26 protein-coding genes are annotated in these 25,745 nt (G+C 70.0%); 8 read left to right on the top strand and 18 right to left on the bottom strand.

Annotated elements, in window-relative coordinates; genetic code table 11:
* Positions 1-21: 21 nt before the first annotated feature.
* The gene (locus AB0C30_RS50115) at positions 22-357 is read right to left on the bottom strand and encodes an antibiotic biosynthesis monooxygenase (protein WP_357651355.1); all 336 of its coding nucleotides are present in this window, start codon (positions 355-357) and stop codon (positions 22-24) included.
* A 157-nt stretch (positions 358-514) separates the two neighbouring features.
* Positions 515-1,765, bottom strand: coding sequence for an NAD(P)/FAD-dependent oxidoreductase (locus tag AB0C30_RS50110; protein WP_357957777.1), 1,251 nt, complete (start codon positions 1,763-1,765; stop codon positions 515-517).
* A gap of 65 nt (positions 1,766-1,830) precedes the next feature.
* Between AB0C30_RS50110 and AB0C30_RS50105 the strand changes: the two genes are divergently transcribed.
* Positions 1,831-2,424, top strand: a complete 594-nt coding sequence (locus AB0C30_RS50105) for a TetR family transcriptional regulator (RefSeq protein WP_357957775.1) — start codon at positions 1,831-1,833, stop codon at positions 2,422-2,424.
* Here AB0C30_RS50105 and AB0C30_RS50100 read toward each other — a convergent pair.
* Positions 2,421-3,359 carry a beta-ketoacyl-ACP synthase III gene (locus AB0C30_RS50100; protein ID WP_357957773.1) on the bottom strand — a complete coding sequence of 313 codons (939 nt, stop codon included), beginning with the start codon at positions 3,357-3,359 and terminating at the stop codon, positions 2,421-2,423. The genes AB0C30_RS50105 and AB0C30_RS50100 overlap by 4 nt on opposite strands.
* A gap of 62 nt (positions 3,360-3,421) precedes the next feature.
* Here AB0C30_RS50100 and AB0C30_RS50095 point away from each other — a divergent pair, with 62 nt between their 5' ends.
* On the top strand, positions 3,422-4,024 hold the full coding sequence (locus AB0C30_RS50095; protein ID WP_357957771.1) for a TetR/AcrR family transcriptional regulator: 603 nt from the start codon (positions 3,422-3,424) through the stop codon (positions 4,022-4,024).
* A 40-nt stretch (positions 4,025-4,064) separates the two neighbouring features.
* Here AB0C30_RS50095 and AB0C30_RS50090 read toward each other — a convergent pair whose 3' ends face one another.
* From AB0C30_RS50090 to AB0C30_RS50080, 3 genes are read right to left on the bottom strand one after another with little or no spacing between them, the layout of a single operon-like run.
* Positions 4,065-4,601 carry a hypothetical protein gene (locus AB0C30_RS50090; protein ID WP_357957769.1) on the bottom strand — a complete coding sequence of 179 codons (537 nt, stop codon included), beginning with the start codon at positions 4,599-4,601 and terminating at the stop codon, positions 4,065-4,067.
* Positions 4,598-9,067: a hypothetical protein gene (locus AB0C30_RS50085; protein ID WP_357957767.1), complete on the bottom strand. Its 4,470-nt coding sequence runs from the start codon at positions 9,065-9,067 to the stop codon at positions 4,598-4,600. Before AB0C30_RS50085 ends, AB0C30_RS50090 begins: the two co-directional genes overlap by 4 nt.
* Before the next feature lie 19 nt (positions 9,068-9,086).
* The gene (locus AB0C30_RS50080) at positions 9,087-9,473 is read right to left on the bottom strand and encodes a YbaB/EbfC family nucleoid-associated protein (RefSeq protein ID WP_357957765.1); all 387 of its coding nucleotides are present in this window, start codon (positions 9,471-9,473) and stop codon (positions 9,087-9,089) included.
* Between the two features lie 79 nt (positions 9,474-9,552).
* Here AB0C30_RS50080 and AB0C30_RS50075 point away from each other — a divergent pair, with 79 nt between their 5' ends.
* Positions 9,553-9,849 (top strand): hypothetical protein, encoded by a 297-nt coding sequence (locus tag AB0C30_RS50075; protein WP_357957763.1) that lies wholly within the window; start codon positions 9,553-9,555, stop codon positions 9,847-9,849.
* Between the two features lie 117 nt (positions 9,850-9,966).
* Here the strand turns inward: AB0C30_RS50075 and AB0C30_RS50070 are convergent, their stop codons facing one another.
* The 4 genes from AB0C30_RS50070 to AB0C30_RS50055 all read right to left on the bottom strand — a co-directional run bounded on the left by AB0C30_RS50070 (position 9,967) and on the right by AB0C30_RS50055 (position 12,788).
* Complete coding sequence (locus AB0C30_RS50070; RefSeq protein ID WP_357957761.1) at positions 9,967-10,179, bottom strand: hypothetical protein; 213 nt, start codon at positions 10,177-10,179, stop codon at positions 9,967-9,969.
* 137 nt (positions 10,180-10,316) lie between these two features.
* Positions 10,317-10,988, bottom strand: coding sequence for a response regulator transcription factor (locus AB0C30_RS50065; RefSeq protein WP_357957760.1), 672 nt, complete (start codon positions 10,986-10,988; stop codon positions 10,317-10,319).
* A complete protein-coding gene (locus tag AB0C30_RS50060) occupies positions 10,985-12,127 on the bottom strand; it encodes a histidine kinase (RefSeq protein ID WP_357957758.1) in 1,143 nt (380 codons plus the stop codon). Before AB0C30_RS50060 ends, AB0C30_RS50065 begins: the two co-directional genes overlap by 4 nt.
* Positions 12,128-12,203: 76 nt before the next feature.
* Positions 12,204-12,788: a hypothetical protein gene (locus tag AB0C30_RS50055; protein ID WP_357957756.1), complete on the bottom strand. Its 585-nt coding sequence runs from the start codon at positions 12,786-12,788 to the stop codon at positions 12,204-12,206.
* 217 nt (positions 12,789-13,005) lie between these two features.
* On the opposite strand from AB0C30_RS50055, the gene AB0C30_RS50050 reads away from it, so the two are divergent.
* On the top strand, positions 13,006-13,755 hold the full coding sequence (locus tag AB0C30_RS50050; RefSeq protein WP_357957754.1) for an SRPBCC domain-containing protein: 750 nt from the start codon (positions 13,006-13,008) through the stop codon (positions 13,753-13,755).
* Positions 13,756-13,861: 106 nt separating this feature from the next.
* On the opposite strand, the gene AB0C30_RS50045 is transcribed toward AB0C30_RS50050, so the two are convergent.
* Complete coding sequence (locus AB0C30_RS50045) at positions 13,862-14,122, bottom strand: MerR family transcriptional regulator (RefSeq protein ID WP_357957980.1); 261 nt, start codon at positions 14,120-14,122, stop codon at positions 13,862-13,864.
* Positions 14,123-14,999: 877 nt separating this feature from the next.
* A complete protein-coding gene (locus tag AB0C30_RS50040) occupies positions 15,000-15,557 on the bottom strand; it encodes a TetR family transcriptional regulator (RefSeq protein ID WP_357957752.1) in 558 nt (185 codons plus the stop codon).
* A 49-nt stretch (positions 15,558-15,606) separates the two neighbouring features.
* Between AB0C30_RS50040 and AB0C30_RS50035 the strand changes: the two genes are divergently transcribed.
* Entirely contained in the window at positions 15,607-16,782 is a 1,176-nt protein-coding gene (locus AB0C30_RS50035) for a cytochrome P450 (protein ID WP_357957750.1), read from the top strand.
* A 55-nt stretch (positions 16,783-16,837) separates the two neighbouring features.
* Here AB0C30_RS50035 and AB0C30_RS50030 read toward each other — a convergent pair whose 3' ends face one another.
* From AB0C30_RS50030 to AB0C30_RS50020, 3 genes are read right to left on the bottom strand one after another with little or no spacing between them, the layout of a single operon-like run.
* On the bottom strand, positions 16,838-17,374 hold the full coding sequence (locus AB0C30_RS50030; protein WP_357957748.1) for a ferritin-like domain-containing protein: 537 nt from the start codon (positions 17,372-17,374) through the stop codon (positions 16,838-16,840).
* 56 nt (positions 17,375-17,430) lie between these two features.
* Complete coding sequence (locus tag AB0C30_RS50025; protein WP_357957746.1) at positions 17,431-17,877, bottom strand: YdeI/OmpD-associated family protein; 447 nt, start codon at positions 17,875-17,877, stop codon at positions 17,431-17,433.
* Positions 17,874-18,668: an alpha/beta hydrolase gene (locus AB0C30_RS50020; protein ID WP_357957744.1), complete on the bottom strand. Its 795-nt coding sequence runs from the start codon at positions 18,666-18,668 to the stop codon at positions 17,874-17,876. The genes AB0C30_RS50025 and AB0C30_RS50020 overlap by 4 nt, the downstream gene beginning before the upstream one ends.
* Before the next feature lie 112 nt (positions 18,669-18,780).
* On the opposite strand from AB0C30_RS50020, the gene ilvD reads away from it, so the two are divergent.
* Positions 18,781-20,427 carry a dihydroxy-acid dehydratase gene (gene ilvD / locus AB0C30_RS50015; protein WP_357957741.1) on the top strand — a complete coding sequence of 549 codons (1,647 nt, stop codon included), beginning with the start codon at positions 18,781-18,783 and terminating at the stop codon, positions 20,425-20,427.
* A gap of 15 nt (positions 20,428-20,442) precedes the next feature.
* Here the strand turns inward: ilvD and AB0C30_RS50010 are convergent, their stop codons facing one another.
* Positions 20,443-21,177, bottom strand: a complete 735-nt coding sequence (locus AB0C30_RS50010) for a MerR family transcriptional regulator (protein ID WP_357957739.1) — start codon at positions 21,175-21,177, stop codon at positions 20,443-20,445.
* A gap of 297 nt (positions 21,178-21,474) precedes the next feature.
* Here AB0C30_RS50010 and AB0C30_RS50005 point away from each other — a divergent pair, with 297 nt between their 5' ends.
* Positions 21,475-21,606: a hypothetical protein gene (locus tag AB0C30_RS50005; RefSeq protein WP_357957737.1), complete on the top strand. Its 132-nt coding sequence runs from the start codon at positions 21,475-21,477 to the stop codon at positions 21,604-21,606.
* Entirely contained in the window at positions 21,603-22,742 is a 1,140-nt protein-coding gene (locus AB0C30_RS50000) for a methyltransferase domain-containing protein (protein ID WP_357957735.1), read from the top strand. The genes AB0C30_RS50005 and AB0C30_RS50000 overlap by 4 nt, the downstream gene beginning before the upstream one ends.
* 212 nt (positions 22,743-22,954) lie before the next feature.
* On the opposite strand, the gene AB0C30_RS49995 is transcribed toward AB0C30_RS50000, so the two are convergent.
* Positions 22,955-24,379 (bottom strand): ATP-binding protein, encoded by a 1,425-nt coding sequence (locus tag AB0C30_RS49995; protein WP_357957733.1) that lies wholly within the window; start codon positions 24,377-24,379, stop codon positions 22,955-22,957.
* 204 nt (positions 24,380-24,583) lie between these two features.
* The gene (locus tag AB0C30_RS49990; RefSeq protein WP_357957731.1) at positions 24,584-25,729 is read right to left on the bottom strand and encodes an epoxide hydrolase family protein; all 1,146 of its coding nucleotides are present in this window, start codon (positions 25,727-25,729) and stop codon (positions 24,584-24,586) included.
* Positions 25,730-25,745 lie beyond the last annotated feature (16 nt).

The following is a 25,745-nucleotide window of genomic DNA, read 5'->3' as shown; positions in this document are numbered from 1 at the left end:
CACCCTCCAACAAAGGGCCGCTCAGCTCTTGGGGCTGGCGCTCTGGACGACCTCGAACGACCAGAGCTGCGATCCGGACGCGGCGGGCCCCTGGCCGTGGCCATGCCCCTGGGCGGCCCCGGCTTGCGCGTGCCCGCGCTGGAAGGCCTGACCCTGCTGCCACGTCTGGAAGTCGTCCTCGCTGCGCCAGCGGGTGTAGACCAGGTACTGGTCGGTGCCTTCGACCGGCCTGAGCAGCTCGAACCACTCGAACCCGTCGGCCGACTCCACCATGCCCGCCCGGTTGGAGAAGCGTCGCTCCAGCTCCTCCCGCATCTCCGCAGGCACGGTCAGGACGTTGATCTTCACGACTGACAACGGAACCCCTCTCCTCTCCTCCAACGCTAGCGTCAGCGCGCGACGCCTCGCGATCTGGGTGCGCGAAGCCGGCCGCGCACCGCGTGGAGGGCGCGCCGCACCTCACCCCGCTCCAGCAGCTTCGACAGCGCCGGCTCCTCCAAGGTACGGCGTTGGACTACGAGAACACCCTCGCCTTGAGCGACGGGAAGCGCTGGACCGTACGCAGGAACGCCTTGAAGCCCATCCTGGCGGCCCGGCTCTCGCCGATGAACTGCTCGGCCGCGCGGAGCGAGTCTCGCACGGCCGCGAAGCCGTACTCGCGCATCCGCTCCTCGTAGTCCGCGATGGCCTCGACCGTGTCGCGCCCGCCGGTCAGCGCCAGGCAGAGCAGGCGGGCGTCGCGCAGGGCGGTGTTGGCGCCGATGCCGCGCATCGGCGTCATGCTGTGGATGGCGTCGCCGAGCAGCGTGATGGTGGTGGCCGGCCACGGCTCGATCGGGATCGAGGTACGGATCGGCAGCAACGAGACCGTGTCGGGGTCGGCCAGGTCGATCAGCTTGTGCAGATCGGGATGCCAGGACTCGACCATCTCCGCCACCGTCCGCTTGAGCCGCGCGCCCGGCAGGTCGGCGACGTCGGCGGGGAAGCGGTCCTTAGCGGCGCCCACGGCCCAGAGGATGTAGCTGCCGGCGTTGTCCATCAGCGCGCCCTGCTGCTCGGTCGCCCCGATGGCGCCGACCGGCGCGGTGTCGCTCAGGTCGTGCGGCGCGCAGAACATGCCGAGGCCCTTGGGCGGGATGATGGTGTTCGGGCCCTCGACGAGCCGCCGCGAGATGAGCGCCCTGGTCTCGTCGGTGAGCGGGAACTTGCCCGCCACCGTGGTGATGCCGGTCTCGACGCGCTCGGCGTGCGGCAGATACTGCTTGCGCACCCGCGAGTTGCCGCCGTCGGCGGCGACCACGACGTCGGCCATGTCGCTGGAGCCGTCGGCGAAGAACAGCTCGACCCGCCCGTCGGGCAGCCGTTCGTAGCGCTCGTACGTCTTGCCGAACCGCACCACCTCCTCCAGCCCGGTCAGCAGCACCTGCCTGAGCGTGATGCGGCTCACGGAGTGGTGGTCGTCGGCCGGGTCGGCCGCGGGCGGGGTCTCGATCAGCGCGAGCGTGCCGAGCCGCTCGGTGAGGAAGCCGAAGTCCTGACCGCCCTGCCCGGTCGTGGCGAGGAACGCCTGCCAGAGCGCCGCCGGCAGGCAGTGGTGGAGGGCGCGGGCGCCGTTGGGGTCGATGTGAACCCGGTAGCCCTGCAGCCGGTCGGCCGGGGTGCGGTCCCGCTCGTAGACGGTGACGTGCTTTCCGGCCTTGAGGAGTCCCTGAGCGAGGCAGAGGCCGCCGACCCCGCCGCCGATGATCGCGATGTGCTCTGTCATGTCCATGACTATCAACCGCATGGATGATTCTGTCAACCATCCGGATGGATGATAGTGTTCCGGGCATGAGACGAGCGCCGGAGGAGAAGCAGCGCGACCCGGAGCGCACCAAGGCCCGCATCCTTCAGGCGGCGCTGGAGGAGTTCGCGGCCAAGGGGTTCGCCGGGGCGCGGGTCGGCGAGATCGCGGCCAGGGCCGGGGTCAACAAGCAGCTGATCTCTTACTACTTCGGCGGTAAGGAGGGGCTCTTCCGCGCGCTGAACACCCGCTGGCAGAGCGAGGAGAGCGTGTTCGCCGATCGCGGGTCGTCGCTGGGCCGGCTCATCGCGGGCTACGCGCGCGCCAATTCCAGCCGCCGCGACTTCGGCAAGTTGCTGGTCTGGCAGGGGCTCACCGACGACGCCCCGCCCGATCCCGCCTTCGCCGACGAGGTGCGCCGCGACCTGGAGCACCTGCGCGCCCGTCAGGAGGCGGGGGAGTTCCCCGCCGACCTGGACCCGGCCGCGGTGCTGGTGGCGCTGTTCGGGATGGCCGCGGCGGGCATCGTCTTCCCGCACCTCGTCCGGGCCGCCTGCGGGCTCGACCCGGGCTCACCCGAGTTCGGCGACTACTACGCCGAGCAGCTGGAGCGGCTCGCCGACTACCTGCGCGACGGTTAGGGGCAGCGGACGATCATCCCCGCGTACGAGAGGTTCCCGCCGAACCCGAACAGCAGCATCGGCGCCCCCTGCCGCACCTCACCCCGCTCCAGCAGCTTCGACAGCGCCAGCGGGACGCTCGCGGCCGAGGTGTTGCCCGATTCGACCACGTCACGGGCCACGATCGCGTTGACCGCCCCGAGCTTCTGCGCGATCGGCTCGATGATTCGTAGGTTCGCCTGGTGCAGCACCACGGCCGCCAGCTCCTCCGGCTTGACGCCGCCACGTTCACACGCGCGCCGGGCGATCTCCGGCAGCCGCGTGGTGGCCCAGCGGTAGACGGTCTGGCCGTCCTGGGCGAAGCGGGTCGGCGTGCCGCCGATGCGCACCGCGTTGCCCAGCTCGGGGGCCGAGCCCCAGACGACGGGCCCGATCTCCGGCTCCGCCGCCGCGCTGAGCACCGCCGCCCCGGCGCCGTCGCCGGTCAGTACGCATGTCGTACGGTCGGTCCAGTCCGTCACGGCCGTCATCTTGTCCACCCCCACGACCAGGGCGTGCGTGGCGGCCCCCGCCTTGATCGTGTGGTCGGCCATGGCCAGCGCGTGGGTGAAGCCGGAGCACGAGACGCCCAGGTCCATGACGGCCGCGTCCGGTACGCCGAGTTTGGCCGCGACGCGGGAGGCGATGTTCGGCGCCCGCTCGGTCTGGGTGCAGGTGGCCACGAGGACGAGGTCGATGTCGGCGGCGTCCAGCCCACTGCCGGCCAGCGCCTTGGCCGCCGCGTGCCCGGCCAGCTCGGTCACGCCTTCCTCCGGCCCGGCCATGTGCCTGGTACGGATCCCGACCCGCTTGGTGATCCACTCGTCGGAGGTGTCGACCATGGCGGCGAGGTCGTCGTTGGTCAGCACTTTGGCGGGCTGATAGTGGCCGGTGGCGACGAGTCTTGATCCAGTCATGGGCGGGACTATAGCAACCGACCGTTCGGACGCTAAACGGCGCCGAACGCTAAACTGCCTGGATGAGTCCACGGAGATCCGTGGCGGAGGCCCTCGGCACGCGCTCCGCCATCCTCGACCGCTCGGTCGCCATCGCCTCCCTCGAAGGGCTGGAAGGGCTGACCATCGGCCGCCTCGCGACCGAGCTCGGCATGAGCAAGTCCGGCGTTCTTGGTCATTTCGGCTCGAAAGAGGCGCTGCAGCTGGCGGTGCTGGAACGGGCCGGCGAGGTCTTCCGCGCGGAGGTCTGGGAGCCGGTCATCCGGGTCGAGCCGGGACTGCGCCGGCTGCGGGCGCTCTGCGAGGAGTGGATCTCCTACCTGGAGCGCGGCGTCTTCCCCGGAGGCTGCTTCTTCGTGGCTGCGGCCCACGAGTTCGACGGGCGCGTGGGGGCGGTGCGCGACGCGGTGGCGGCCCGGTTCGACGCCTGGCGGGGGCGGCTGCTCAAGGAGACGCGGCGGGCCGTGGCCGCCGGGGACCTGCCGGGCGGCACCGAGGTCGATCAGCTGGTGTTCGAGCTGCACGGCCTGGTCATGGCCCTGAATCACACCTTGCAGCTGCACGGCGACCGGCAGGCCGTCGTATGGGCGCGCCGGGCCGTACGGGCTCGCCTGGGCATGCCGTAAGGCGGCGCGCTTAGAACCGGCGCGCTTAGAACCGGCGCGCTTAGGGGGAATCCCGGAGCATCGCGACCCGGATCGTCCCGGCGGCGTGCAGGCTGGTCAGGAGCGTCCAGTCGTCCGCCGGGTCCAGCCATACCTGAAGCTCCTCGGGACCGCGCGGCCGGGGCAGTGACCCGGCCGGCTCGTAGAACGACGTGATCAGCACCAGCGGCACGGGGGCGGCCCACTCCTCCGGAGCCGGCGGCACGTGCCTGCCGCCGAGCAGCACGGCCCGCTCCTCAGGCGTGCACTCCTCCAGCGGCCCGGCCGCGGCCAGCTCCGCCTGCGCCCTGACCTGGGCGTCCAGCGCGATCCGCTCGCGCGCCTCGCGTCGCTCCTCCGGAGTGCCGAGCGCGTCGTAGCCGGGCCTGAGCGCGCCGACCAGCTCGTCCGGCTCGTCCGCGTACGCCCGCGAGCCGCCGCCAGAGAAGATCATCTCGTACCGGTACAACGAGCCGTCGACCTTGACCGGCATGGCGGGCGGCCGGTCCGCCGCCGAGGTGTTGCGGATGACGACCGCCGCGCGGTTCGCTTCACTCATCGCCACCAGGGCTCTTCCCTCTTCTCGTTCCATCGGGTGATCGCGAACAGGGCCGTGAGCTGCGCCTTGTCGGCCGCCCGGTGGTAGAGGTGGTCGGCCAGCTCCAGATAGGACGAGTAGTCCAGGCGCCTGCGGTGCTCAGTATGGTTGCCGGCGACGTCCTTGACGTCGTGGTTGAGCGGGAACTGGTCGTCGCCGAGCCGCAGCGCCAGGTCCACCGTTCCCAGCGCCACTTTGATCTGCGTCTGGATGACGCCGGGGTCCAACGAGCCGTCGGGGAGGCGGATCTCCGTGTGGTCTGTCCGGCCGCCCTCGACCGATTGCACGTTGACCGCGGAGCCGCGCTCGAGTTGCGAGCTCACCAGCTCGTCCAGTGTGACGTACCCAGCGGAGTCCCACATGTTGGGCCTACAGTAGACGAGCCCCCGGTGGCGGTCCTGCTCCGGGTTCGTCATCAGCCGCAGGAACGTGTCGAAGTAGTTTCTGTTCACCAGCCTCAGCAGCCGCTGGTAGAAGGCGGGGATGTGGTCGAACGCGGAAGTGTCCACGTGGATGTGGCCTCCCGTGCTCGGCGTCGCCACGCCGCCGTGCGACTTGATGATCTCGCACACGAGCTGGATGCTTGCCCACGTGCGCGGCGTGTCGTACAGCGGTGGTGAGACGAGCTCTCCGGCGACCGTTACGTCCTGTTCCAGCCGCCAGCCGTTGTCGCCCTCGTAGTAGCCGCCGTCGTGGCCGGTGTGGTAGGGGTGCGTCCACGGATCCGGAGTAAGCCCCGCGTCGTACAGGTCGCGGGCGATGGCCTGGTTGATCGCGTCCTGGTGCGGCTTGAGCGACTCGGGCAGGTCGTACTCTATCTCCCGGCCGAACTTGAACCCGGTCCCGGGCGCGGCCAGTCCGCCGGTGGCGTCCTCGGTCAGGTAGGGCACGACCGGCTCGCCGCGCTCCGCCCGCGCGAACGCCTCCGCGAGGTCGCGTTCGAACGCCTCGGGGTTCCACCGATAGGAGACCTCCGGCTCGCGGGGCCGGCTGTCCCAGGCGCGGGCGCGGGCCTCCAGCGCACGAGCGTGCTCCGCCTCCAGGTCGGAGACGCGGTCGCGAGCCCTCACCGTCGACGCGCCGGCGGCGGCGTCACGGGCGGCCGCCTGGCGGAGCTGGTCTGTGAGCGCCTCTTCAGCCAGGCGCGTCAAGGTCGGCCTGAAGCGGTACGGCACCTCCGCCGGCGCCCGGTAATAGGAGTTCAGCCGGTGGACGAGGTCGGCCCGGTCGGCGGCGCCGGCCGGATCCAGCCCGCGCTCCTCGGCCCCCCTGAACACGTGGGCCAGCTGGTGGACCGAGTGCCCCAGGCCGAGATCGCCCGCCAGCTTCCGCAGGGGATCGAGGACCCACGCCGGGGCGTCGCCCGGCGAGCCCACGATCCGGTCCATGCGCGCAAGTGCACGCGTTGCGGGCTCGCCGAGCCCGGTCGCGTACCGGTCGGACACCCGCAGCCTTGCCCAAGTGTCCGGGGTGGTGTCCATGTATCCCCGCAGCGCCGCCACCAGCGCCGCCCGGTCAGGAGCGCCTACCGGGTCGAAGCCGAGCCGCTGCGCGCGCTCGGCCACGTGGGCGAGGCGGCCTATCCGGTCGCCGAGGCCCAGTTCGCGCGACAGTCCGGGCAGCGGGTCCAGCGGGGGACGCGGCGCGCCGTCGCCGACGATGACGCGGTCCATCCGGCCCAGGAGCGCGGCCTTCGCCGGGTCCAGGCCCGCGGCGGGGAATCGCTCGTCCATGACACGCACGTCCCAGCCGTCCATGTCGCGTTCGCGGTACCGCGTGAGGCTCTTCACGAGCTCCGCGTGGGTCGCCGGCCGTTCCGGGAGGGCACCGTGCGTGTCCACCTCCACGAGCATCTCGGAGAACGTCCGGAGCGCGTGCGAGAATCCCGCCTCGGCCGCCAGGTTACGCAGCCGACCATCGGGCGCGACCGAGCGGAGCGCCCGGTCGGTACGGCTGATCGCCCGCGCGGCCGGGTCGCCGAGCCCGGCGATGGCGTGCTCGTCCGCGATCCGCAGCCCGTCCCACAGCTCGGAGTCGCTCTCCCGGGTCCGCTCCAACTCGCGCACTAGGTCGTGCCGCCCTGCCACACCCTGGACGTCCATGCCTCTCGCCTCGGCGTCCAGGAACAGGCGCCCTAAGTGATCAAGCGAGTAGAGCCCGAGGTCCAGGTCGAACGTGAGGCGGCGAAGCTGGTTGACCCTGATCTCGCGCGTGGTGCCGTTGGCGGAGCCGATCGCCAGGTCAATCCGGCCGAGCGTCCGCGCGAGCCCGAAGGAGGGGCGCACGGGCTCCCCTTCGGCGAGCCACAGGCCGGGAAAAAGCAGTGGGTCCGTCTTCCGGTACAGCTCCAGCCGATCGACCAGATCCAACCTGTTCGTCGCCCCGGCGGGATCGAATCCTTGCCGCTGCGCCTCGTCGAAGACGCGTACCAGCCCGTCGAAGGCGACAGGCATGCCCACGGTACGCGACAGCTTGTGGACCTGGCTGATCATTTCTCTCACGGTGGGGTTTTGCATGGTGGAGGTCACGGTGCGGGCCATCGTCCCCAAGGTATGCGCCCACGCCTCGTCCGGCACCGCGGTCTGCAGCCTGCCCGCGGTCTGCAGCCTGCCCGCGATGCGGCGGCCCAAGGAGGTCACGTCGGGATCCAGGGGCGGCGGGGGAGTGCCGTCCCGGTTGATGAGCTGGTCGATGCGGCCCCTGCCGGTGCCGTCGCCGTCCGCGAGGTGAGCTCCGGCGGGCGCGCCCTCGCGCGGTACGGGGGCTCCGTCCTGGGTGTGCGTCGTCGGGTTTGGAACCGTGTTCACCGGATCCCGGGCCTGGTCGAGGGCGGCCGGGCGGTCCGAGCCGGGCACGACGGCCCCGCCGTCGCCCTGCTGCGAGCCGACGGCGCGGTCGGCGACCTGCTGCGAGCCGGCGGCGCGGTCGGCGACCTGCTGTGAGTCCGCCTGGCGGGGGAGGCCGTCCTGCGCGTCTGGGCCCGGCAGTGGCGGGGTGGGCGGCACGTACGGCGTGCGGAGCGGGAGGTCGTGGAGGGGCTGCGGGTGCCCTGGCGTGGCGTTCGACGCGCCGGATACGTGGCCCAGCACGCCCGCCTGGCCGTGCGCCACCGCCGCGGGCGCCGCACGGCCGCCGAGCGCCGGGCGAGCGACCTGGCCGGTCAGCTGGGCGTCACCGGCCGGACGCGCGTCCGTCGGGCGGATCCGCTGCTCCGGCCCGCCCGGAGCCTGGGGCCTCTCACCGCTCAGCACCACCTGGGTCGGCTTGATGACCCGCCGCGGCTCGGACCCGTCCGAGGTTCTGACCCCTGCGGCCTCTCCGCCCAGGCCGCGCCCCTGACCGTGCGTCAGACTGTGCTCCGGACCGGTGGGGTGCCGGGCGGAGGACAGCTCCGTGCCGGAGGACAGGTCCGCGCCGGTGGACCGCCCGCCCGCGACCGGCTCGGCGCCGTGCATCAGTTCCGGCGCGTCGCCGGCCCTCGGCATGTAGTGGGTCCGGGCGCTCTGCGGGATGCCGATGCCTCCGGCCGTGCCCGCCACGAAGGAGTAGAACAGGTGCGCCGGGTCGAGCTGGTCGCTGAGGGCCAGCCCGGGTATCGATCCCACGGTGCCCGACACGCCGCCGGCCAGCGCCCGCCCGTAGACGCTCTGCCCGATGGCCGCGATCTGGTCGCGCACCCCCAGCTCGGCCCGCGACACGATGAACACCAGCTCCCGGGTGGCCAGGCGCGACAGCCCGAAGTCGACCCCGGTGAACACCAGGCCGGTCAGCGCCCCGTTGCCCAGGGACAGCAGCAACGACTCGAGGTCGAGCTTGTCCCGGTTGCCGAAGAGGAGCTGCGCCGCCTGCACGGCCAGGTCCAGGCCGCCCATCACCGCGGCGAAGCCCAGCATGTTCATCAGCAGCCGCCACTTGAGCGCCTGGATCGACATCCGGGTCATCAGCGTGCGCACCTGGATCAGCTTCAGCACCGACGGCCCGTACAGGTACACCCACACCAGCAGCCGGGCGATGGCCAGCGCGAGCAGCGCCAGCGCCGCGTACTGCATCCACTGGGTGTGCTCCATGTCCTCCGCGTGGTCGCGCAGCCGCCGGGCCTCCTGGCGGATGGCCTTCTCCACCCGCTTCAGCAGCGCGTCACCCTCCAGGTTCGCCAGCTGAGGCGCCGTCCGCCCGTCACCGGCGAGCAAGTTCAGGACCCGCTGGAAGGCGTCCTTGGCGGCGCCGTCCCATTCCGAGCCCTTCAGGTAGCGCAGCACCGGCTCGGCGTCCTCGACGCGGATGGCGGCCAGCTCGTCGGCCAGCGCCTCCAGCGCCTCGGCCTCCCGCACCAGCGCGTCCGGAACGGCCTCCGGGAACGCGCCGGCCGTCAGCGGCAACGCCAGATGCCTGACCAGCTCGGGGACCAACCCCAGATCCAGCCCCATCAGCCGGTTTCCCGGACCGTCACGCGCCCGGCCCGCGCCGGTCGGCGCCCGGCAGGAACGACTCGAAGCCCGTGCCCTCGCCGAACAGATCCTCGAACGGGACGTCCTCGGCGACCATCGGCCCGGCCAGGGTCCTGAGCTCCGCGGAGACCTTTTGAGTGGCGATGGCGGCCTGCTCGATGACGCATGCCGCCAGCTCGGTGGGCGTCAGCTCGCGGTACACGCGGGGATCGAAGTCGACGGCCCGCAGCTCACCCCGGGGCCCGACGGTGACGGTGACCATCCCGTCGTCGGACTGCGCGGAGCCCGTCAGGTCGCGCACCTTGCGGTGCATCTCCTTGACCTGTTCGGTTTGCCGATCGATGTCCTGGACGAGTTGTTGGAGTAAATCCCATGAATCACTCATCGTCGTATCAACCCCACGAAGCCATCAGGACGCTCGCATACTATCGATCAAGTCGGTGAGTCAGGGAGGGTGCGGCCGGATGGAACCCGACGGCGTCAGTTACAGCGCCAGCCGGATCAAAGGGCTGGCGGGGGCGATGGGCGACCTCGCGGACAGTCTGCGGGGTGTGGAAGACCGGTACGAGACGCACAAGGAGGCGGCCCGCAAGGCGCTCGGCGACGACGACTACGCGCGCGCGTACTGGCAGGCGAACGGGCAGCGGCTGGAAGCGATCGGTACCGCACTCAAGCTCCTCACCCAGGCCGCCCAGCGTGAGCAGGGGCGCCTCGGCAGCGCCTCCGCCACCTACCGCGCCACCGACGACGCCAACGGCTGAGCGTCCCCAGATCCCAGACGTTCCCGGAGCGGAGGCGGGCCGGACCGATGCCGGGACGGCACGCTTAAGAGGCCGCGCGTCCCCGCTGGGTGCGGCGTCGGTATGAGGTCGGTCCGGTCAGCTCGCCGAGAGCTCCTCGAAGAGCGTGAGCGCCGCCTGGCGTACGTCCTGTGGCGCGAGGCCGTCGAGCGTCTCCCTGGCCTGGATGACGTCGCGTGTGGTGGCCAGCGTGATGGCCACGGACGCGGCCGCCGCGCGGTCCAGCGAGCCCGCCGGCGCGGCGTCGGCCAGCTGCTGGGCGCTCGCGGCGAGGTCGAGGTTGTCTCTCAACGGGCCTCCTCGGGTGATTGCGGGTCGGCCCATTGCATCACCTGACAGGGTGATTCATCCACTTTTCTTGGAGCCGTTCCCGTTTCGTCGGTCGAGAGGTCGTGCATACGTCCCCGCTTACCCCGTCTGACCACACGTTACGCACCCGGTACCGCGAGGCCCGATTCGTAGGCGGTGATCACCGCCTGCACCCTGTCGCGCAGTCCGAGCTTGGCGAGCAGGTTGCTGACGTGCGTCTTCACGGTGTGCTCGCTGACCACCATGGCCTTGGCGATCTCCGCGTTCGACAATCCGCGCGCGATCAGCTGCAGCGTCTCGCGCTCTCTCGCGGTCAGTACGTCCAGCGCGTCGGCGGGCCTGGCGGCGGGCCGGGAGGCGAACTCGGAGATCAGCCTCCTGGTCACCGTCGGCGCCAGCAGCGACTCACCCTCCGCGACCACCCGTACGGCGTTGACCAGATCGTCCCGTCGCACATCCTTCAGCAGGAACCCGCTGGCCCCCGCCCGCAGCGCGTCATAGACATAGTCGTCGTGGTCGAACGTGGTGAGCATGAGCACCCGGCACCCGGTCTCCGCGCACACGATCTTGGCCGCCTCGATGCCGTCCATCCTGGGCATGCGGATGTCGAGCAGGAGCACGTCCGCGTCGTGTTCGCGGACCGCGGCGACGGCCTGGAGCCCGTCGCCCGCCTCGGCCACCACGTCGATGTCCGGCTGCGCGTCCAGGATCATCGCGAACCCGCCGCGGACCAGCTCCTGATCGTCGGCGACCACGACCCGGATGCTCGGGGCCGCGTCCTGGCCGGTCATGCCCGGGCCAGCGGAAGCCGTACCGACACATGGAAGCCCGGCCCGTCGGTGCGGGGATGGGCCGCGGCGCTGCCACCGCAGGCGGCGGCGCGCTCGCGGATGCCGATCAGCCCGTGCCCGCCAGAAGGCAGCCCGCGCCCGCTTGACGGCAACCCGTGCCCGTCGTCGGTGATATCGAGCATCAGGGTGTTGTCCTCCCAGGTGAGCCGGATGTCCGCGTGGTTCGCGCCGGCGTGCTTGACGATGTTGGTGAGTGCTTCCTGCGTGACCCGGTACGCGGCGACGGCGCAGTCGGGCGAGACGGGCCGTGGCGTGCCGGTCGAGGCGAACGCCACCCGCAACCCCGTGTGGGAGACCTGGTCCGCCAAGGCGGGCAGGTCGTCGATGGTGGGTTGTGGCGCGCGCGGCGCCTCCTCGTCCTTCAGCACGCCCAGCATCCGGCGCAGCTGCATCATCGCGTCCCGTCCCGCCGCGGCGATCGCGTCGAAGGCGGCCTCCGCCCGCGCCGGGTTGCTCCTGACCACCACGGGCCCCGCCTCGGCCTGGACGACCATGAGGCTGACCGCGTGGGCGAGGATGTCGTGCATGTCGCGGGCGATCCTGGCGCGCTCGCGCTCGGCCGCGCGTTCCGCTTCCATCTGTCGCTCCCTTTCCAGCCGTTCGGCCCGTTCCTCCAGCGCGGCGGCGTGGGCGCGGGAGGTGGCGGTGGCCCGGCCGATGGCGTACGCGGCGACGAACAGCACCGTCCCGCGCAGCGCGGTCTCCGACGAGCCGACCACGAGCAGGCCACCGGTGACGGTCATGGCGAGCACGAGAATCCGCTGCCAGGTGCCGGAGTAGGCGGCGACCGTGTAGAGCGCGACCATGCCGCCGTACCAGACGGGCTGGCGCGCGACGTGGTCGGCGAGGTCGTAGAGGGCGCCCGTGCACAGGCAGACGACCAGTACGGTGATCGGCGCCCGCCGCCGCCAGACCAGGGGCAACGACGCGGCGACCACCACCGCGTACCCCCACCAGTCCCAGGGCTCGCCGGTCCGCTCATCGCTGAACAGCAGGGGCCAGAGCTGGGCGATCAGGATCACCGCGGTGAGCGCGGCGTCCACCCAGAGGTGAGGGAGCCCCGCGATCCTTCGACGCACGATGTCGATAAGCGACAAGTCGGACACAGTGCCCCATCTTTCCGTATGCCGGCTCATGCTCCCCGTACGCCGGCTCTCACGCATGTACGGGAGCGTGCCTCGCCGTCGTCGTACGGCGGCCCATCAGCGGCAGGAACGAGACGAACAGCAGGATCGCGCCCACCGGGATGAGGTCCTTGTCGACCGCCGACAGCACGACCTCGCCCAGCACCGCGACCGGCACCCAGACCTTGACCAGCCGGTGCCCGGCGAGCAGGCCGGCGAAGGCGAGCTGGGCCACGTAGAACAGGATCGGGCCCGCGCTGTAGACGGCCAGGTTCACGCCCGGCACCGCCTTCACCTGCTCGAACATCGGGCTCATCGCGTCATGGTCGGCCGCCAGGAAGCCGACGATGATGTCGATCGCGAACTGGGCGGCCGCGCAGCCGATCCCGACGACGCCCGCGACCAGGGCCGTGGTGGCGAGGGCGGACCGCCCCAGCATCCTCCGCATTTCCCAAAATATCGGGATAAACAGTGTCAAAGCCCCGAGGAAGGCGAGGTGCCCGGCTGTCCAGGCCAAGCCGGGGCCTCGGACGCCGTCGAAACCGTCGACGATTCTGAGCAGACCGTAGGTCAGGACGAGCACGGGAGCGGCGATGAGCGCGGTGCGATTCTGCACGACTGGTTCTCCTTCAAGCTGCGGGATATGCAGCCCATCCTCGGAGTTCGCCGCTCAAAAGGGATCGCCGCGACGGGCGATCCTCGGTCTCCCTCTCAAGAGCGAGTCCCGTCGCCCAGGAGGGCGATCCGCCGACAATCACGGAGTGCTTGACAATTCTAATTGTCGGTGGAAGTGTCGGTCACACGCGCAAGGGACATCCACCGAGGAGACGGTCATGCCGCACGAGTTCGAGGTACGTCACGACATCGAGCTGGAAGCCTCACCCGAGGAGGTCTGGCAGGCGATCGCCGAAGGACCGGGCATCGACTCCTGGTTCATGGGCCACAGCGAGCTGGAGCCCCGCGAGGGCGGCAGGGGCACGCAGACCTTCGGCGGCGACTTCAGCATGGGCTCGACGGTCACCGTGTGGGAGCCCGGCAAACGGCTGGCCTACCGCGGCGACGAGAACCCCGAAGACGGCACGTTCATGGCGTTCGAATACCTCATCGAAGGCCGCGAGAGCGGCAGCACCGTGCTCCGCTTCGTGCACAGCGGCTTCCTCGGCGACGACTGGGAGTCCGAGTACGACGCGCTGAAGCTCGGCGACCTCCAATACCTGCGCAAGCTGGCCGCCTACCTCAAGCACTTCCGCGGCCGGATCTCGACGCACAACCTGATGCTCTGGGGCCCGCAGGCGTCGCACGACCAGGCGTGGGCCGCCTTCCAGAGCGTGCTCGGCCTGACCGGCGGCATCGCCGCGGGCGACCGGGTCACGATCGCGCCCGACGGGGTGGCGCCGCAGGAGGGCGTCGTCGAGTGGGTGACCGATCCGGGCACGTTCGTGGGCGTGCGTACGGACGACGGGCTCTACATGCTCATCCACGGCCAGGGCACGGTCGTGGTCGAGCACCACGCGTACGCCGAGATCGACGGGCAGGCGCTGGAGCAGTCCTGGCAGGGCTGGCTCCAGAAGGCATTCGCGTAGAAGGCTTGGCTGTCAGGCGGACATCGGTGTCCCGGCATCCGGGGCATCGCTGGGCCTGGCCGGCGCTTTGCGGGACCAGGCCGCGGGGTCGATGAGGTCGCCGGCGCTAATGGTCGGCCGGGCGGTCGCGGGAGTTGTTGATGCGTAGCGCCTCGGCGAGCTGGTCTTCCAAGATGATGATCCGGCAAGCGGCTTCCAGGGCGGTGCCCTGGTCGACCAGCTCGCGGGCTCTGGCCGCCAAGCGCAGCTGGTAGCGGGAGTAGCGGCGGTGGCCGCCGTTGGAGCGTTGCGGCTCGATCAGTTTGGCGGCGCCCAGGCTGCGCAGGAAAGCCGCGCTGACGCCCAGGATCTCCGCGGCCCGGCCCATGCTGTAGGCGGGGTAGTCGTCATCGTCGAGTTTGGCTTCAGCGCTGGCATCCACCGCCGCATCGGAGGGTGGCAGGGTGCGGGACTCGGCTTTGTCGCCGTAAGCGGCGCTTGACGCGAGCGTGGAAGTAGCGGCCGTGGTGCGGGGCTTGGGCTTGCTATCGGGCCCTGTGGCCAACTCTGTGGATGTTCGATCCATGTAACCTCCTGAACGCGGACGAGGGCCCCGGCGCCATGATGCGCCGGGGCCCGCAACTAGGTTGTTCAACACCATCTATCGGCCAAGAGGCCGAATTGCCGTTTCCGCAACAGCCGCCCGCTGAGGGCGGGGTGCGGGGATCGCGTAAGCGTGACCGTAGACCACCTTCCCGTCTGTGGAGCTGCGGTACCCGTGCGGCGAAAACACACCGGCGACGGGCGATCCTGATGGCGTTCAACACTCCCTTCGCTATCTGTGAACCTTTTACAACCCATGTCATGAGACGGCCTTCGACGGCCGCTCTGGCAGCGCGTCCACGTGTGGGGCCCCTTGCGACTTCTTGGCCCTGCACGTCCGACCTTCTGCCGGTTACTTCTCATTTCCAACTGCGGTGTTGCCGCGGCCCGTGTGGCCGTTTTGGCAGCGCGTCCACGTGTGGGGCCCCTTGCGACTTCTTGGCCCTGCACGTCCGACCTTCTGCCGATCACTCCTGCTATCCACGCTCGTCCGGGCGGCTCGTCGTGACGCTGGGTATCTCGTGCGCCGCCCTCGTGGATCCGTTCCTTGCGATGGGAGAAACACTAGCCACAACAACCACGAATGTCTACCGTGGCGACTATAGATTTTCGATCCCTGGCACAGCAGCATCTCCGGATGGCCTCTGGCCAGGAGTTCGCGGTCAGGAGGCCGCTTCGATGACGCCGTGGACGGCCCGGGAGACGCGCTCGGCCGCCGTGTCGGGATCGGGCCGTCCGGCGTCCAGCCACGCGATGACCCCTTCGATGGCCACCGCGAACACCAGCCGCGCCGCCCAGTCCGCCCACTTGGGATCGACGATCCTGGCGGCCAGATGATCGCGGGCGATCCGGACGGACTCGCGGGTGAAGTCGTCTATGAGGTCGCGGAACTCCGGCTCGCGGGCCGCATACCGGAACAGCAGCCGGAACCCGTCCGGGTCAGCGTCGGCCGCCCGCATGAGCGCTGGGATCGTCTGGTCGCTGTAGCCCGATTCCCCCACCCGCTCGCCGAGCCGCGAGCCCGCCCGGTCGAGCACCGCCCGATAGAGGTCGGTCTTCGACTCGAAGTGCCGGTAGAGGATCACCCGGCTGACGCCGGCCTCGGTGGCCACATCATCGAGTCCGGTGGCCGTGTAGCCGCCGACCGCGAAGGCCCGCGTCGCGGCGTCGAGGATCTGCTCCCGGCGCTCGGCCCGGGGCATCCGCCGGACGGTTTCCATGCGCGCGCTCCTCTTGTTTACTTTCGAGTCTACAAATACCGTTGTACACATGCCAGTAAACAAGCTTCCCTTCGAGCAGCCTGAGCTCCTCCGGCCGGCGCCCCTGCTGCGCGCGCTGCAGGCCGAGGGGCCGGTGCATCGCGTAAAGACGAGCACGGGCGACGACGCCTGGCTGGTGACCGGCTACGAGGACGTGCGCCGCCTGCTCGACGACGACCGGCTCGGCCGCTCGCACCCCCAACCCGAGACCGCCGCGCGCATCGGCGAGTCCGCGCTGTTCGGTGGCCCGATGGGCGACTTCGACACCGAGCACGAGGACCACACCAGGATGCGGGCGGTCTTCCAGCCGCACTTCTCGCCGAAGCGCATGCGGGCGTTCCGTCCGCGCGTGGAAGAGCTCACCGACCAGCTGCTCGACGAGCTGGAGCGGCAAGGTTCACCGGCCGATCTCCACCAGGCGCTGGCGCTGCCGCTGCCGATCCTGGTCATCTGCGAGCTGCTCGGCGTACCGTACGAGGATCGCGACCAGTTCCGCGCCTGGACGGAGGCGGCGGGCAACACCGCCGACAACGCCCGCTCAATGCAGGGTCTGATCGACCTGTACGAGTACGGCAAGAGCCTCGTCGAGCGCAAGCGACGCGAACCGGGCGACGACGTGATCTCTCGCATGATCGAGGTGCCCGACACGAACGACGACGAGATCGCGCGACGGGCCATGAACCTGCTGTTCGCCGGACACGAGACCACGGTCGTACAGATCGGCATGGGCGCGCTGTACCTGCTGGCGAACGCGGAGCAGTGGGACGCCCTGCTGGCCGGGCCCGAGCTGCTCACCGGGGCGATCGAGGAGATCCTCCGGGTGCCCATGGTGAACGGCACCGGCGGCATCCCCCGATACGCCCGCGTCGATCTGGAGATCGGCGAGGTCACGGTCCGGGCGGGCGAGCTGGTTCTGCTGCACATCGGCATGGCCAACCACGACGAGACGATGTTCGCGGACCCGGAGCGATTCGACATCACCCGGGAGGCGATGGCACACGTCTCGTTCGGCTACGGCGCGCGCTACTGCATCGGGGCGCCGCTGGCCCGGATCGAGCTGCAGGCGGTGTTCGCCCGGCTCATCCCGCGTTTTCCGGGGATGCGGCTGGCGGTGCCGGTCGAGGAGCTGCGCGTGCGCGCCGACTCGTTGACGGCAGGCCTGGTGTCACTGCCGGTGAAATGGTGACGTCGGCTCCGTGGCGCGGGGCCCTTCCGCCGGGAAAGGTCAGCCGGGGCGGGTCTTAGGAGGAGGGAATCCGTTCGAGCAGGCTCTGCATGTCGTCGGCGTGCTCCTCCTCCTTGGCCAGGAGCTCCTCGAACACTCGCCGGGTGGTGATGTCCTTGTCGCCCAGCCACTGGATGATCTCGGTATAGCTGGCCACCGCGATCCGCTCCGCGACCAGGTCTTCCTTGATCATGTCGATCAGTCCGCGGCTCTCGTCGTACTGGGAGTGGGCGCGGGAACTGAGCGTGTCGGGGTTGAAGTCGGGCGCGCCGCCGAGCTGTACGATCCTGGCCGCGAGTTTGTCGGCGTGCTCCTGCTCCTCGCCCGCGTGCTCCAGGAACTCCGCCGCCACCGACTCCGACTGCAGCCCGGACGCGGTGTAGTGGTGCCGCTTGTAGCGAAGCACGCACACCAGCTCGGTGGCCAGGGCCTCGTTGCAGACCTGGATGACGCGCTCCAGGTCGGCGCCGTAGGCGTCGGTGATCGGGCCCTTGTCGATCTCGGCGCGGGCGCGCTCGCGAATGGTCTTGATATCGGTCAGGAACTCAGCCATGGCGCCCATATGCCCACTCGATTGGCAAAGACGCGCTTTCGTCCGCAAAAGTGCGGTCAGCCCTCACCGTTGGCGAGCCGGGTGACGGTGTCGGCGACGCGCCGCTGCCTGGTCTCGGCCTTCTTGGCGCTCTCGACCTGCAGGACGTAGCGGAGTTTGCGGGAGTACGACAGCCCTTCGAAGAAGCGCTTGGCCTCGGGGGCGTCCTCCAGCGCTGCGGCCAGGTCGGCCGGCACCGCCACCTCTCGGGGCGCGGTGTCGAGCTCCAGCGTGACCTCCACTTCGTCACCCGCGGCCACCCCCGCGCCCTGCCGGTTCTCGGCGCTGATCGGCAGCATGTACCGGCCGCCCATGGAGGCGACCGTGCTGCGGTAGCCGTAGCCATTGATCGTGACGCTGACGGCGGGCCGCCTGCTTCCGCCGAGGCCCTCGACGACCTCGGCGGGGACCTCGATGCCCGTGGCGGTCTTGCCGCCCAGTTCGACGACGGCGCGGAATCTCATCGGAAGAACCCCTCCAGGACCGGTGCCAGGGCCGCGGCCTTGACGATGTGCGTCTGGCCGTCGAGCGTGTGGTGCTCGGCGTTGGGCAGCACGTCGGCCCAGGCCCGCATGCCGTTGCGCATCCACAGCGGGCTCTTACTGCCGCAGATCACCAGGGTCGGGATCTTGACCGAGGCCCAGGGAGCGGCGGGCAGCGGCTTGCCACGTTCGTAGTCGGCCACGAACGCGACGTCATAGAGCAGCGTGTGGACGATGGCCTTCATACCGGACCAGGCGGGCATGAAGCGCATCATGGCGACGACCGCGCCGGGCAGGTTGACGCCCTTGCGCATGAAGTAGGCGACCGCCTGGCCCCGGCGCCCGGTGGCCACCATCTCTTCGAGCTGCCGCACGTAGTCGTCCGGGATCGGCGGCCGGGTGTCGTCGACCACGAACGGCGCCTCGTAGACGGCCACCTTCGACACCGGCAGGCCACTCTCGACGGCCGCCATGGCCAGCGCCGCGCCCGACGAGATGCCGTACAGGAAGGCAGTGCCGCCCGCCTCCTCCACCAGCGCGGTCAGATCCTCGATCTCGCGCTCGGGGGAGAACGGCGCGGTGTCGCCACTGTCGCCGCGCCCTCGGCGGTCGTAGGTGTAGACGGTGAAGCTGCGAGCCAGCTCCTTGGCCAGGGCCGGGTTCGGGCCGGCCGCGCGGTGGCACATCGCGCCGTCGACGAGGATGACCGCCGGACCCTGGCCTATGCGGTCGTACGCGATCTGGGTGCCGTCTTTGGAAGTGACCTTGTCCATATCCGTCTCCTTGTCAGATGGTTGCAGCCTCCCACCGACAATTATTTTTGTCAAGGAACGACCAGGGGGCCCTCAGTGATCGGTACGGCCGGCTCGTTCGTAAGGTGGCAGCATGAGCATCGCCGATGATCCGGACCGCGCACCCGCCCGCTCTCACCTGTACGCCATGGGACTGTCGGAGGAGGAGATGCGCCGCCCCATGATCGGCATCGCCTCCACCTGGACCGGCACGATGCCCTGCAACCTCACCCAGCGCGAACTGGCCGCCCACGTCGCCACGGGGGTGCGCAGGGCGGGTGGCACGCCGATGGAGTTCAACACGATCGCCGTCTCCGACAACCTGACCATGGGCACCCCCGGCATGCGCGCCTCGCTGGTCAGCCGCGAGATCATCGCCGACTCGATCGAGCTGATGGGCCGGGCGCACGGGTTCGACGCGCTGGTGTGCATCGTGGGGTGCGACAAGACGGTACCGGCGGGCATCATGGCGCTGGCCCGCCTGGACGTACCCGCCCTCGTCCTCTACAGCGGCAGCATGATGCCCGGCCGCTGGCGCGACCGGGACGTCACCATCCAGGACATGTGGGAGGCGCTCGGCGAGCGCGCGGTCGGCCGGGTCGACCAGGCCGACGTGGACGACCTGGCCAAGTACGCGTGTCCGGGCCCCGGCACCTGCGCCGCCCAGTACACCGCCAACACCATGGCCTCCGTCGCCGACTTCCTCGGCCTGGCCCCGTTCGGCATCGGCGACATCCCGGCCGTGGCCGAGACGAAGAACGCCGCGGCCGAGCGCGTCGGCGAGCTCGTCATGGACGCGCTGGCCCGCGACGCCAGGCCCTCGCGCATCCTCACCGAGGACGCCCTGCACAACGCCATCGTCTCGGTGGCCGCCATGGGCGGCTCGACGAACGCCGTCCTGCACCTGCTCGCCATCGCCCGCGAGGCCGGGCTGCCGCTGCGCGTCGACGAGATCGGCGCCATCTGCCGCCAGGTCCCCATCATCACCAGGCTCATGCCCAGCGGCCCGCACACCGCCGCCGACCTGTGGCGCGCGGGCGGCACCTCGCTGGTGGCCCGGCGGCTGCTGGACGCGGGCCTGCTGCGCGCGGATGCCGCCCTGGTCGACGGCCGTACGTACGCCGACGTCGCCGCGGCGGCGACGGAGACGCCGGGGCAGCAGGTGGTCACGACCGTCGAGAACCCCGCCAAGGCACGCGGAGCGCTGGCCGTCCTGCGCGGCTCGCTCGCCCCTGACGGATGTGTGCTCAAGCTCAGCGGCAAGGCGGATTTCCGGCGCGAGGGCCCGGCCAGGGTGTTCGACGGCGAGGAGGCCTGTTTCGCGGCGATCCAGGAGGGGCGCATCCTGCCGGGCGACGTGATCGTCGTCCGCTACGAGGGCCCGGCCGGCGGGCCCGGCATGCGGGAGATGCTGTCGATCACGGGTGCGCTGGTGGGTACGGGACTGGGGGATTCGGTGGCGCTGGTCACCGACGGGCGGTTCAGCGGGGTCTCGCATGGCATGGTCATCGGGCACGTCGCACCCGAGGCGTACGTGGGCGGCCCGCTCGCGCTGGTGCGCGACGGCGACGTGGTCGTCATCGACAGCGCGGCGGGAACGCTGGACCTGAACGTGCCGGAGGAGGAGCTGGAGGTGCGGCGGGACGCTTGGGTACGGCCGGAGCGGCCGGTCGAGCGGGGCGTGCTGGCCAAGTACGCGGCGACCGTCGGCTCCGCCTCGGACGGTGCGGTGACCGTCTAGCCTGGGACGCCTTGTTCAGACGGAGCCCGGGTAGCCGGCGGCGAAGGCCCGCTTCAGGTAGTCCCACGCGGGGGAGCTGAGGATGCCTTTCGTGGCCGCCTCCGCTCCCTTGGTGTCGATCTTGGCGTAGAGGGCCGACAGAGCGCTCCTGTCGCCGTTCACCAGCCCGGCCATCGCCTCGGTCCAGCGTCGCGCCAGCTCCTGGACGGCGGGATCGGCCGGGTCGGTGCCGCGTTCGGCGAAGCCACCGGCCTCTGCGGCCAGGCCCGTGAGCCCGCGCAGCCGATGCGCGAACCCCTCCTCTCCGAGCTCTCGGTGCCGGGCCTCGAATCGGGCGAGCTGTTCGGGCGTGAAGTGGCGGGCCTGCATCATTGCCTCCATTGCCTCGATGAGCTGGTCGATCGACGGCTCCTGGGCCTCCCGCAGCGCCTGTGTGACGCCGAGCAACTGGCGACGCAGGGTGTGCTGGGCGGCGAGCCGACGTTCGACCAACTCGAGCTGATGCTGGATCGTCGCTTGCAGATCGGCGCCGTCCAGCGAGTCGGCGATCTCGGCGAGCGGCAGCCGCAGCTCCCTGAGCGCCAGGATCTGGTAGAGCCTGCGAACGTCGTCGCCGGTGTAGACGCGATGCCCCGCGGCCGACCGCTCGGCCGGGCATAACAGGCCAATCTGGTGAAAGTAGCGCAGGGTGCGTACGGTCACGCCCGTGGCAGCCGCGAGGTCGCCGATGTTCCAGCGTCGTGCGTTCACATCGACGACGGTAGGCGCTGACGTCGCGTCAGGCGCAATACCCCCGGGCTTGGCGGACCTTTCTGAAGAATGCCCGCACGTCGTCGACCGGCAGGTCAGGGGCCTCCATGGCGGCGACGTGGCCGCTCCGGTCGTACTTCGACCAGTGGATCACGTTGTGCTCGCGCTCGGCGAGGCAGATCCATGACGAGCGGGCACGGGGGTCTCCCTCACGTAATTGAATGGCCTCTTGTCAGTAACGGAAAGTAGTCATATGGTCGCGGAGGCCGTTCGTTACGAGGCGAGGAAGGCCCCCACATGGCAGGTAAGCACGAGGGCGAAAAGCCGTCATTGAGGCCGTTCGAGGTCCCTGAGAAGGAGAAGAGCACCAGCGACGGAGACGGTAGCGGCGGCAAGCATGAGGGAGACGGGAAGGGCAAGGGCAAGTGACGCCCGAGCTCGATGCCAGCGTCGAGGGCATGATCGCGGCGATCAGCAGAACTCGTGCCCCGATCAGGGGCACGATCATCGACGCGCTACACGCGGTGCCGCGGCACCTGTACGTGCCCCCGGTGGGAGTGGCCACGACGGACGCCGGCCCCGAGCTGATCGATCGGGGCAGCGATCCCGAGGCATGGTGGGCGGCCGTGTACGGCAGGGCCCCCATCGTGACGCAGCTCGACAAGGGCGCGACGGACATCCGCGAGGTGGAAGGGCTTTATACCTCGTCGAACTCGGCCCCGGGCACGGTGGTCGACCTGCTCACGCAGCTCGACCCCGACCCTGGGCACCGTGTACTCGAGGTGGGCACCGGCACCGGGTGGACGGCCGCGCTGTTGTCTCACCTGGTCGGCGACGCGTCGCGGGTGACGTCCATCGAGGTCGACCAGGCCGTCGCCGAGCAGGCGGCAAAGAACCTGGCCGCGGCCGGCGTGCACCCGCACCTGATCGTTGGTGACGGGGCGGAAGGCTGGGCCGAGGCAGCGCCGTACGACCGCGTGCACGTGACGTGCGCGGTGCACACGGTTCCGTACGCCTGGATCGCGCAGTGCCGCCCGGGCGCGGTCGTTGTCACGCCGTTCTCGACCGGGTTCGACACCGACCACTCGCTACGGCTCGTTGTTCTCCCGGACGGCAGCGCGATTGGGCGGTTCCCGGGCTACGCCTCGTACATGATGATGCGCTCGCAGGGCGCTACCAAGGGTGATCCGGACGACTGTAGCGGCCGGCGGTTCACCACCGCGGTGGACCCCCGCACGATCACGTACGCGCCGGCCGGCGCCAACCTGGTGATGTCGGCCCTCACCGGTCTCCGCATGCGCCTCGACGACGAGAAACGTTTGTTCCTCGTCGATCCCGGCAATGCCGGCCAGTGGGGCGCCGCCATCTATGAGCCCGACGGCGAGCATTGGGTGTACGAGCTCGGCGACCGCCATCTCTGGGAGGAGGTGACAGACGCGTACTTTCGGTGGGTGAGCTGGGGCGAGCCGGGCCTTGAGCGATTCGGCATGACCGTAACCCCCGAAGGGCAACAGCTTTGGCTCGACACACCCGAGGCCCCCATCGGCCCGCGTCGACGGCTTTGACGCAGGCTGGAGTCAGCGGACCTTTCGGAAGAATGCCCGCACGTCGTCGACCAGCAGGTCAGGGGCCTCCATGGCGGGGAAGTGGCCCCGGTCGTACTCCGGCCAGCGGGTCAGCCGTTAGATCGTCACGTCGGTGAGCATCTGGGCGAGGTCGACCGCGTCCTCGGGCAGGTCATGCGCGGGGTCGGTTCATTGGGCGTGAGCCGGTGAGGCTAGCGGCGGGACGGTAGGCTCGGTGTCACCGTATCCGGTCCCATGTGATTCCACAGGATCGACAGTGGCGAGAAGAAGATTCGATCCCCTGACGGGAGGTTCGTCGCACCGAGGTGCAGGACATACCCGGCACGGAACCTGTCGCCGAGCTTGTCTCTCAGCCAGCGCAGGTGCTTGGCGTCCTCGCTCTTGGGCGTGGCCGACGCCTTGACCTCGATGCCGACCACAGTGCCGTCGCGGCGTTCGAGGATGAAGTCGACTTCCCGCTTCTCCCTGTCCCGATAGTGCCGTACGGCGACATGTCGGCGGGCGAAGGTCGACAACTTGAGCAGCTCTGCGAAGACGAAGGTCTCGAGCAGTCCGCCGAGGGCTGGATGACCAGGGGCAAGGAGCGACTCCGCGTCCACGTCCATTAGGTGGGCGGCCAGTCCGCTGTCAGTCACATAGGTCTTGGGTGCGTGGGTCACCCGAGAGCTGAGGTTGTTGGACCATGCGGGCGCCGGAGCGACCAGGAACACGGTTTCCAGGTAGGCCAGATATGTACGCACGGTTGCGACGTCCAGCCCTAGACCTTCGGCGATATGAGCGAGGACGACCTGGCCGCCTGCTCGAGCCGCGACCAGGGCGATCAGATCGGGGATCGCCTGGGCCTTGTTGACATGGGCGAACTCGCGGATGTCGCGCGAGATCACGGTGTCCAGGTAGCCACGGAACCACGCCCGAATCGCCACTGGTGAGTTCAGACGCAGGACTTCCGGATAGCTGCCCTGGCTAATGAGGTGGATGTAGTCCTCGCGTGTCCATGCCGACTGGCGACTGGTGAAGGCCCCCGGGTCGATGAACGCCTGATCGCAGAATCTGCCCGCGTCGCCCACTCGCTCGCTGACCGCGAAGGGCCACAGGTCCACGAAGGCCACCCGACCCGCGAGCGACTCCGACAACGTGGGGATGCTGAGAAAGCGGGTCGACCCTGACAGCACGAACTGGCCTGGAGACCAGTCCTCGTCGACTACCTGCTTGATGGCCAGAATCAGGGGATCACCGGCTCGTTGAATCTCGTCGATGATCACCGGTTGGGGCCGTCTGCGTACGAAAGTGCGCGGATCGTCCTTGGCGATGGCGAGCTCTGAAGGATCGTCGAGGGTGGTGAACGTGGCTTCGCCGAACCGTCGGCAGGACTGGAGCAGCGTTGTCTTGCCGGACTGGCGCGGTCCGTTGATGATGACGATCCTGAGCTCTGCGAGAAGCTCCTTGAGAGAGTCGGCCGCGAGCCGAGGAAGAAGATCCATACCGCCCTCACCTGCAAATAGACAGCGCAGAGCCCGGTTTTCCCTGTTTCGCGGGCCGAGTTTTCCCTGTTTCGCGGACTCCATTTTCCCTGTTTCGCGGGCCGCGCGTACACAGGATCGCCGATCGACGGTCACCGATCGATCCTTCGCGAACGACCCGCTCCGTCAACGACGCCGCAGCTGACCGCCAAGTGGGATCAGGCACCCCAGGCTTACCGTGCCCGCACTACCAAGGTCGTGCTGCGGCGCGATCCGTTCAACAGAGATTGAGAGCCGCGGTGCGCGGATGTTCCGCGGCCTTCCTGCCCCGACAGACCGCGGCTCCAACAGGGCCCGGAGCTAGCGGACCTTTCGGAAGAATGCCCGCACGTCGTCGACCAGCAGGTCAGGGGCCTCCATGGCGGCGAAGTGGCCGCCCCGGTCGTACTCCGACCAGTGGATCACATTGTGCTCGCGCTCGGCGATCCGCCGGATCCCGCCGTCGCCGGGGAAGACCGCGACCCCGTGCGGGACCTCCGAGCGTTCGACCGGCGTTCCCCACTGTGCCGAGCCCTCCTTGTAGAGCCGGGCCGACGAGGCGGCGGTGCGGGTCAGCCAGTAGATCGTCACGTCGGTGAGCATCTGGTCCAGGTCGACCGCGTCCTCGGGCAGGTCGTGCGCGGGGTCGGTCCACTCCTTGAACTTCTCCACGATCCAGGCCAGCTGGGCGGCGGGGGAGTCGTGCAGGCCGAAGGCGACGGTCTGCGGCCGGGTGGCCTGGATCATCGCGTAGCCGGAGCGGTCGTTGTCGGCGTACTGCTGCATGCGGGCCAGCTCGGTCTCCGTGAGGTTCTCCATCTCGGCCGGGTCGAAGGTCGGGAAGCCGAGCGCGCCGTTGACGTGTACGCCGGCCACCCGGTCGGGGGCGAAGCGGCCGAGTTCGGGGGAGATGACCGAGCCGCTGTCGCCGCCCTGGGCGCCGTAGCGCTCGTAACCGAGACGGCTCATCAGCTCGGCCCACGCGCGGGCGACCCGGCTCAGGTCCCAGCCGGTCTCGCGGGTGGGGCCGGAGAAGGCGAAGCCGGGGATGGACGGGGCGACGACGTGGAAGGCGTCGGCGGGGTCGCCGCCGTGGCCGCGCGGGTCGGTGAGCGGGCCGATGATCTTCATGAACTCGACGATCGAGCCGGGCCAGCCGTGGGTGAGGACCAGCGGCAGCGCGTCCGGCTCGGGGGAGCGCACATGCAGGAAATGGACATTCTGGCCGTCGATCTCGGTGGTGAACTGCGGGTACTCGTTGAGCGCCGCCTCGTGCCTGCGCCAGTCGTATCCGGTGCGCCAGTACTCGGCCAGCCGGCGCACGTACGAGACCGGGATGCCGTACGACCAGCCGACGCCGGGCAGCTCGTCGGGCCAGAGGGTGCGCGCCAGCCGGTCGTGCAGGTCGTCGAGCGCGGACTGCGGGATATCGATGCGGAACGGACTGATCTCCGTGGTGAACGTCATGCAGTACACGCTAGGA

Origin of the sequence: Nonomuraea sp. NPDC048901 (assembly GCF_040649695.1) — a bacterium.
GTDB lineage: Bacteria > Actinomycetota > Actinomycetes > Streptosporangiales > Streptosporangiaceae > Nonomuraea.
The sequence above is the reverse complement of the archived record's forward strand: the minus strand, read 5'-3'. Positions and strand labels throughout refer to the sequence as shown.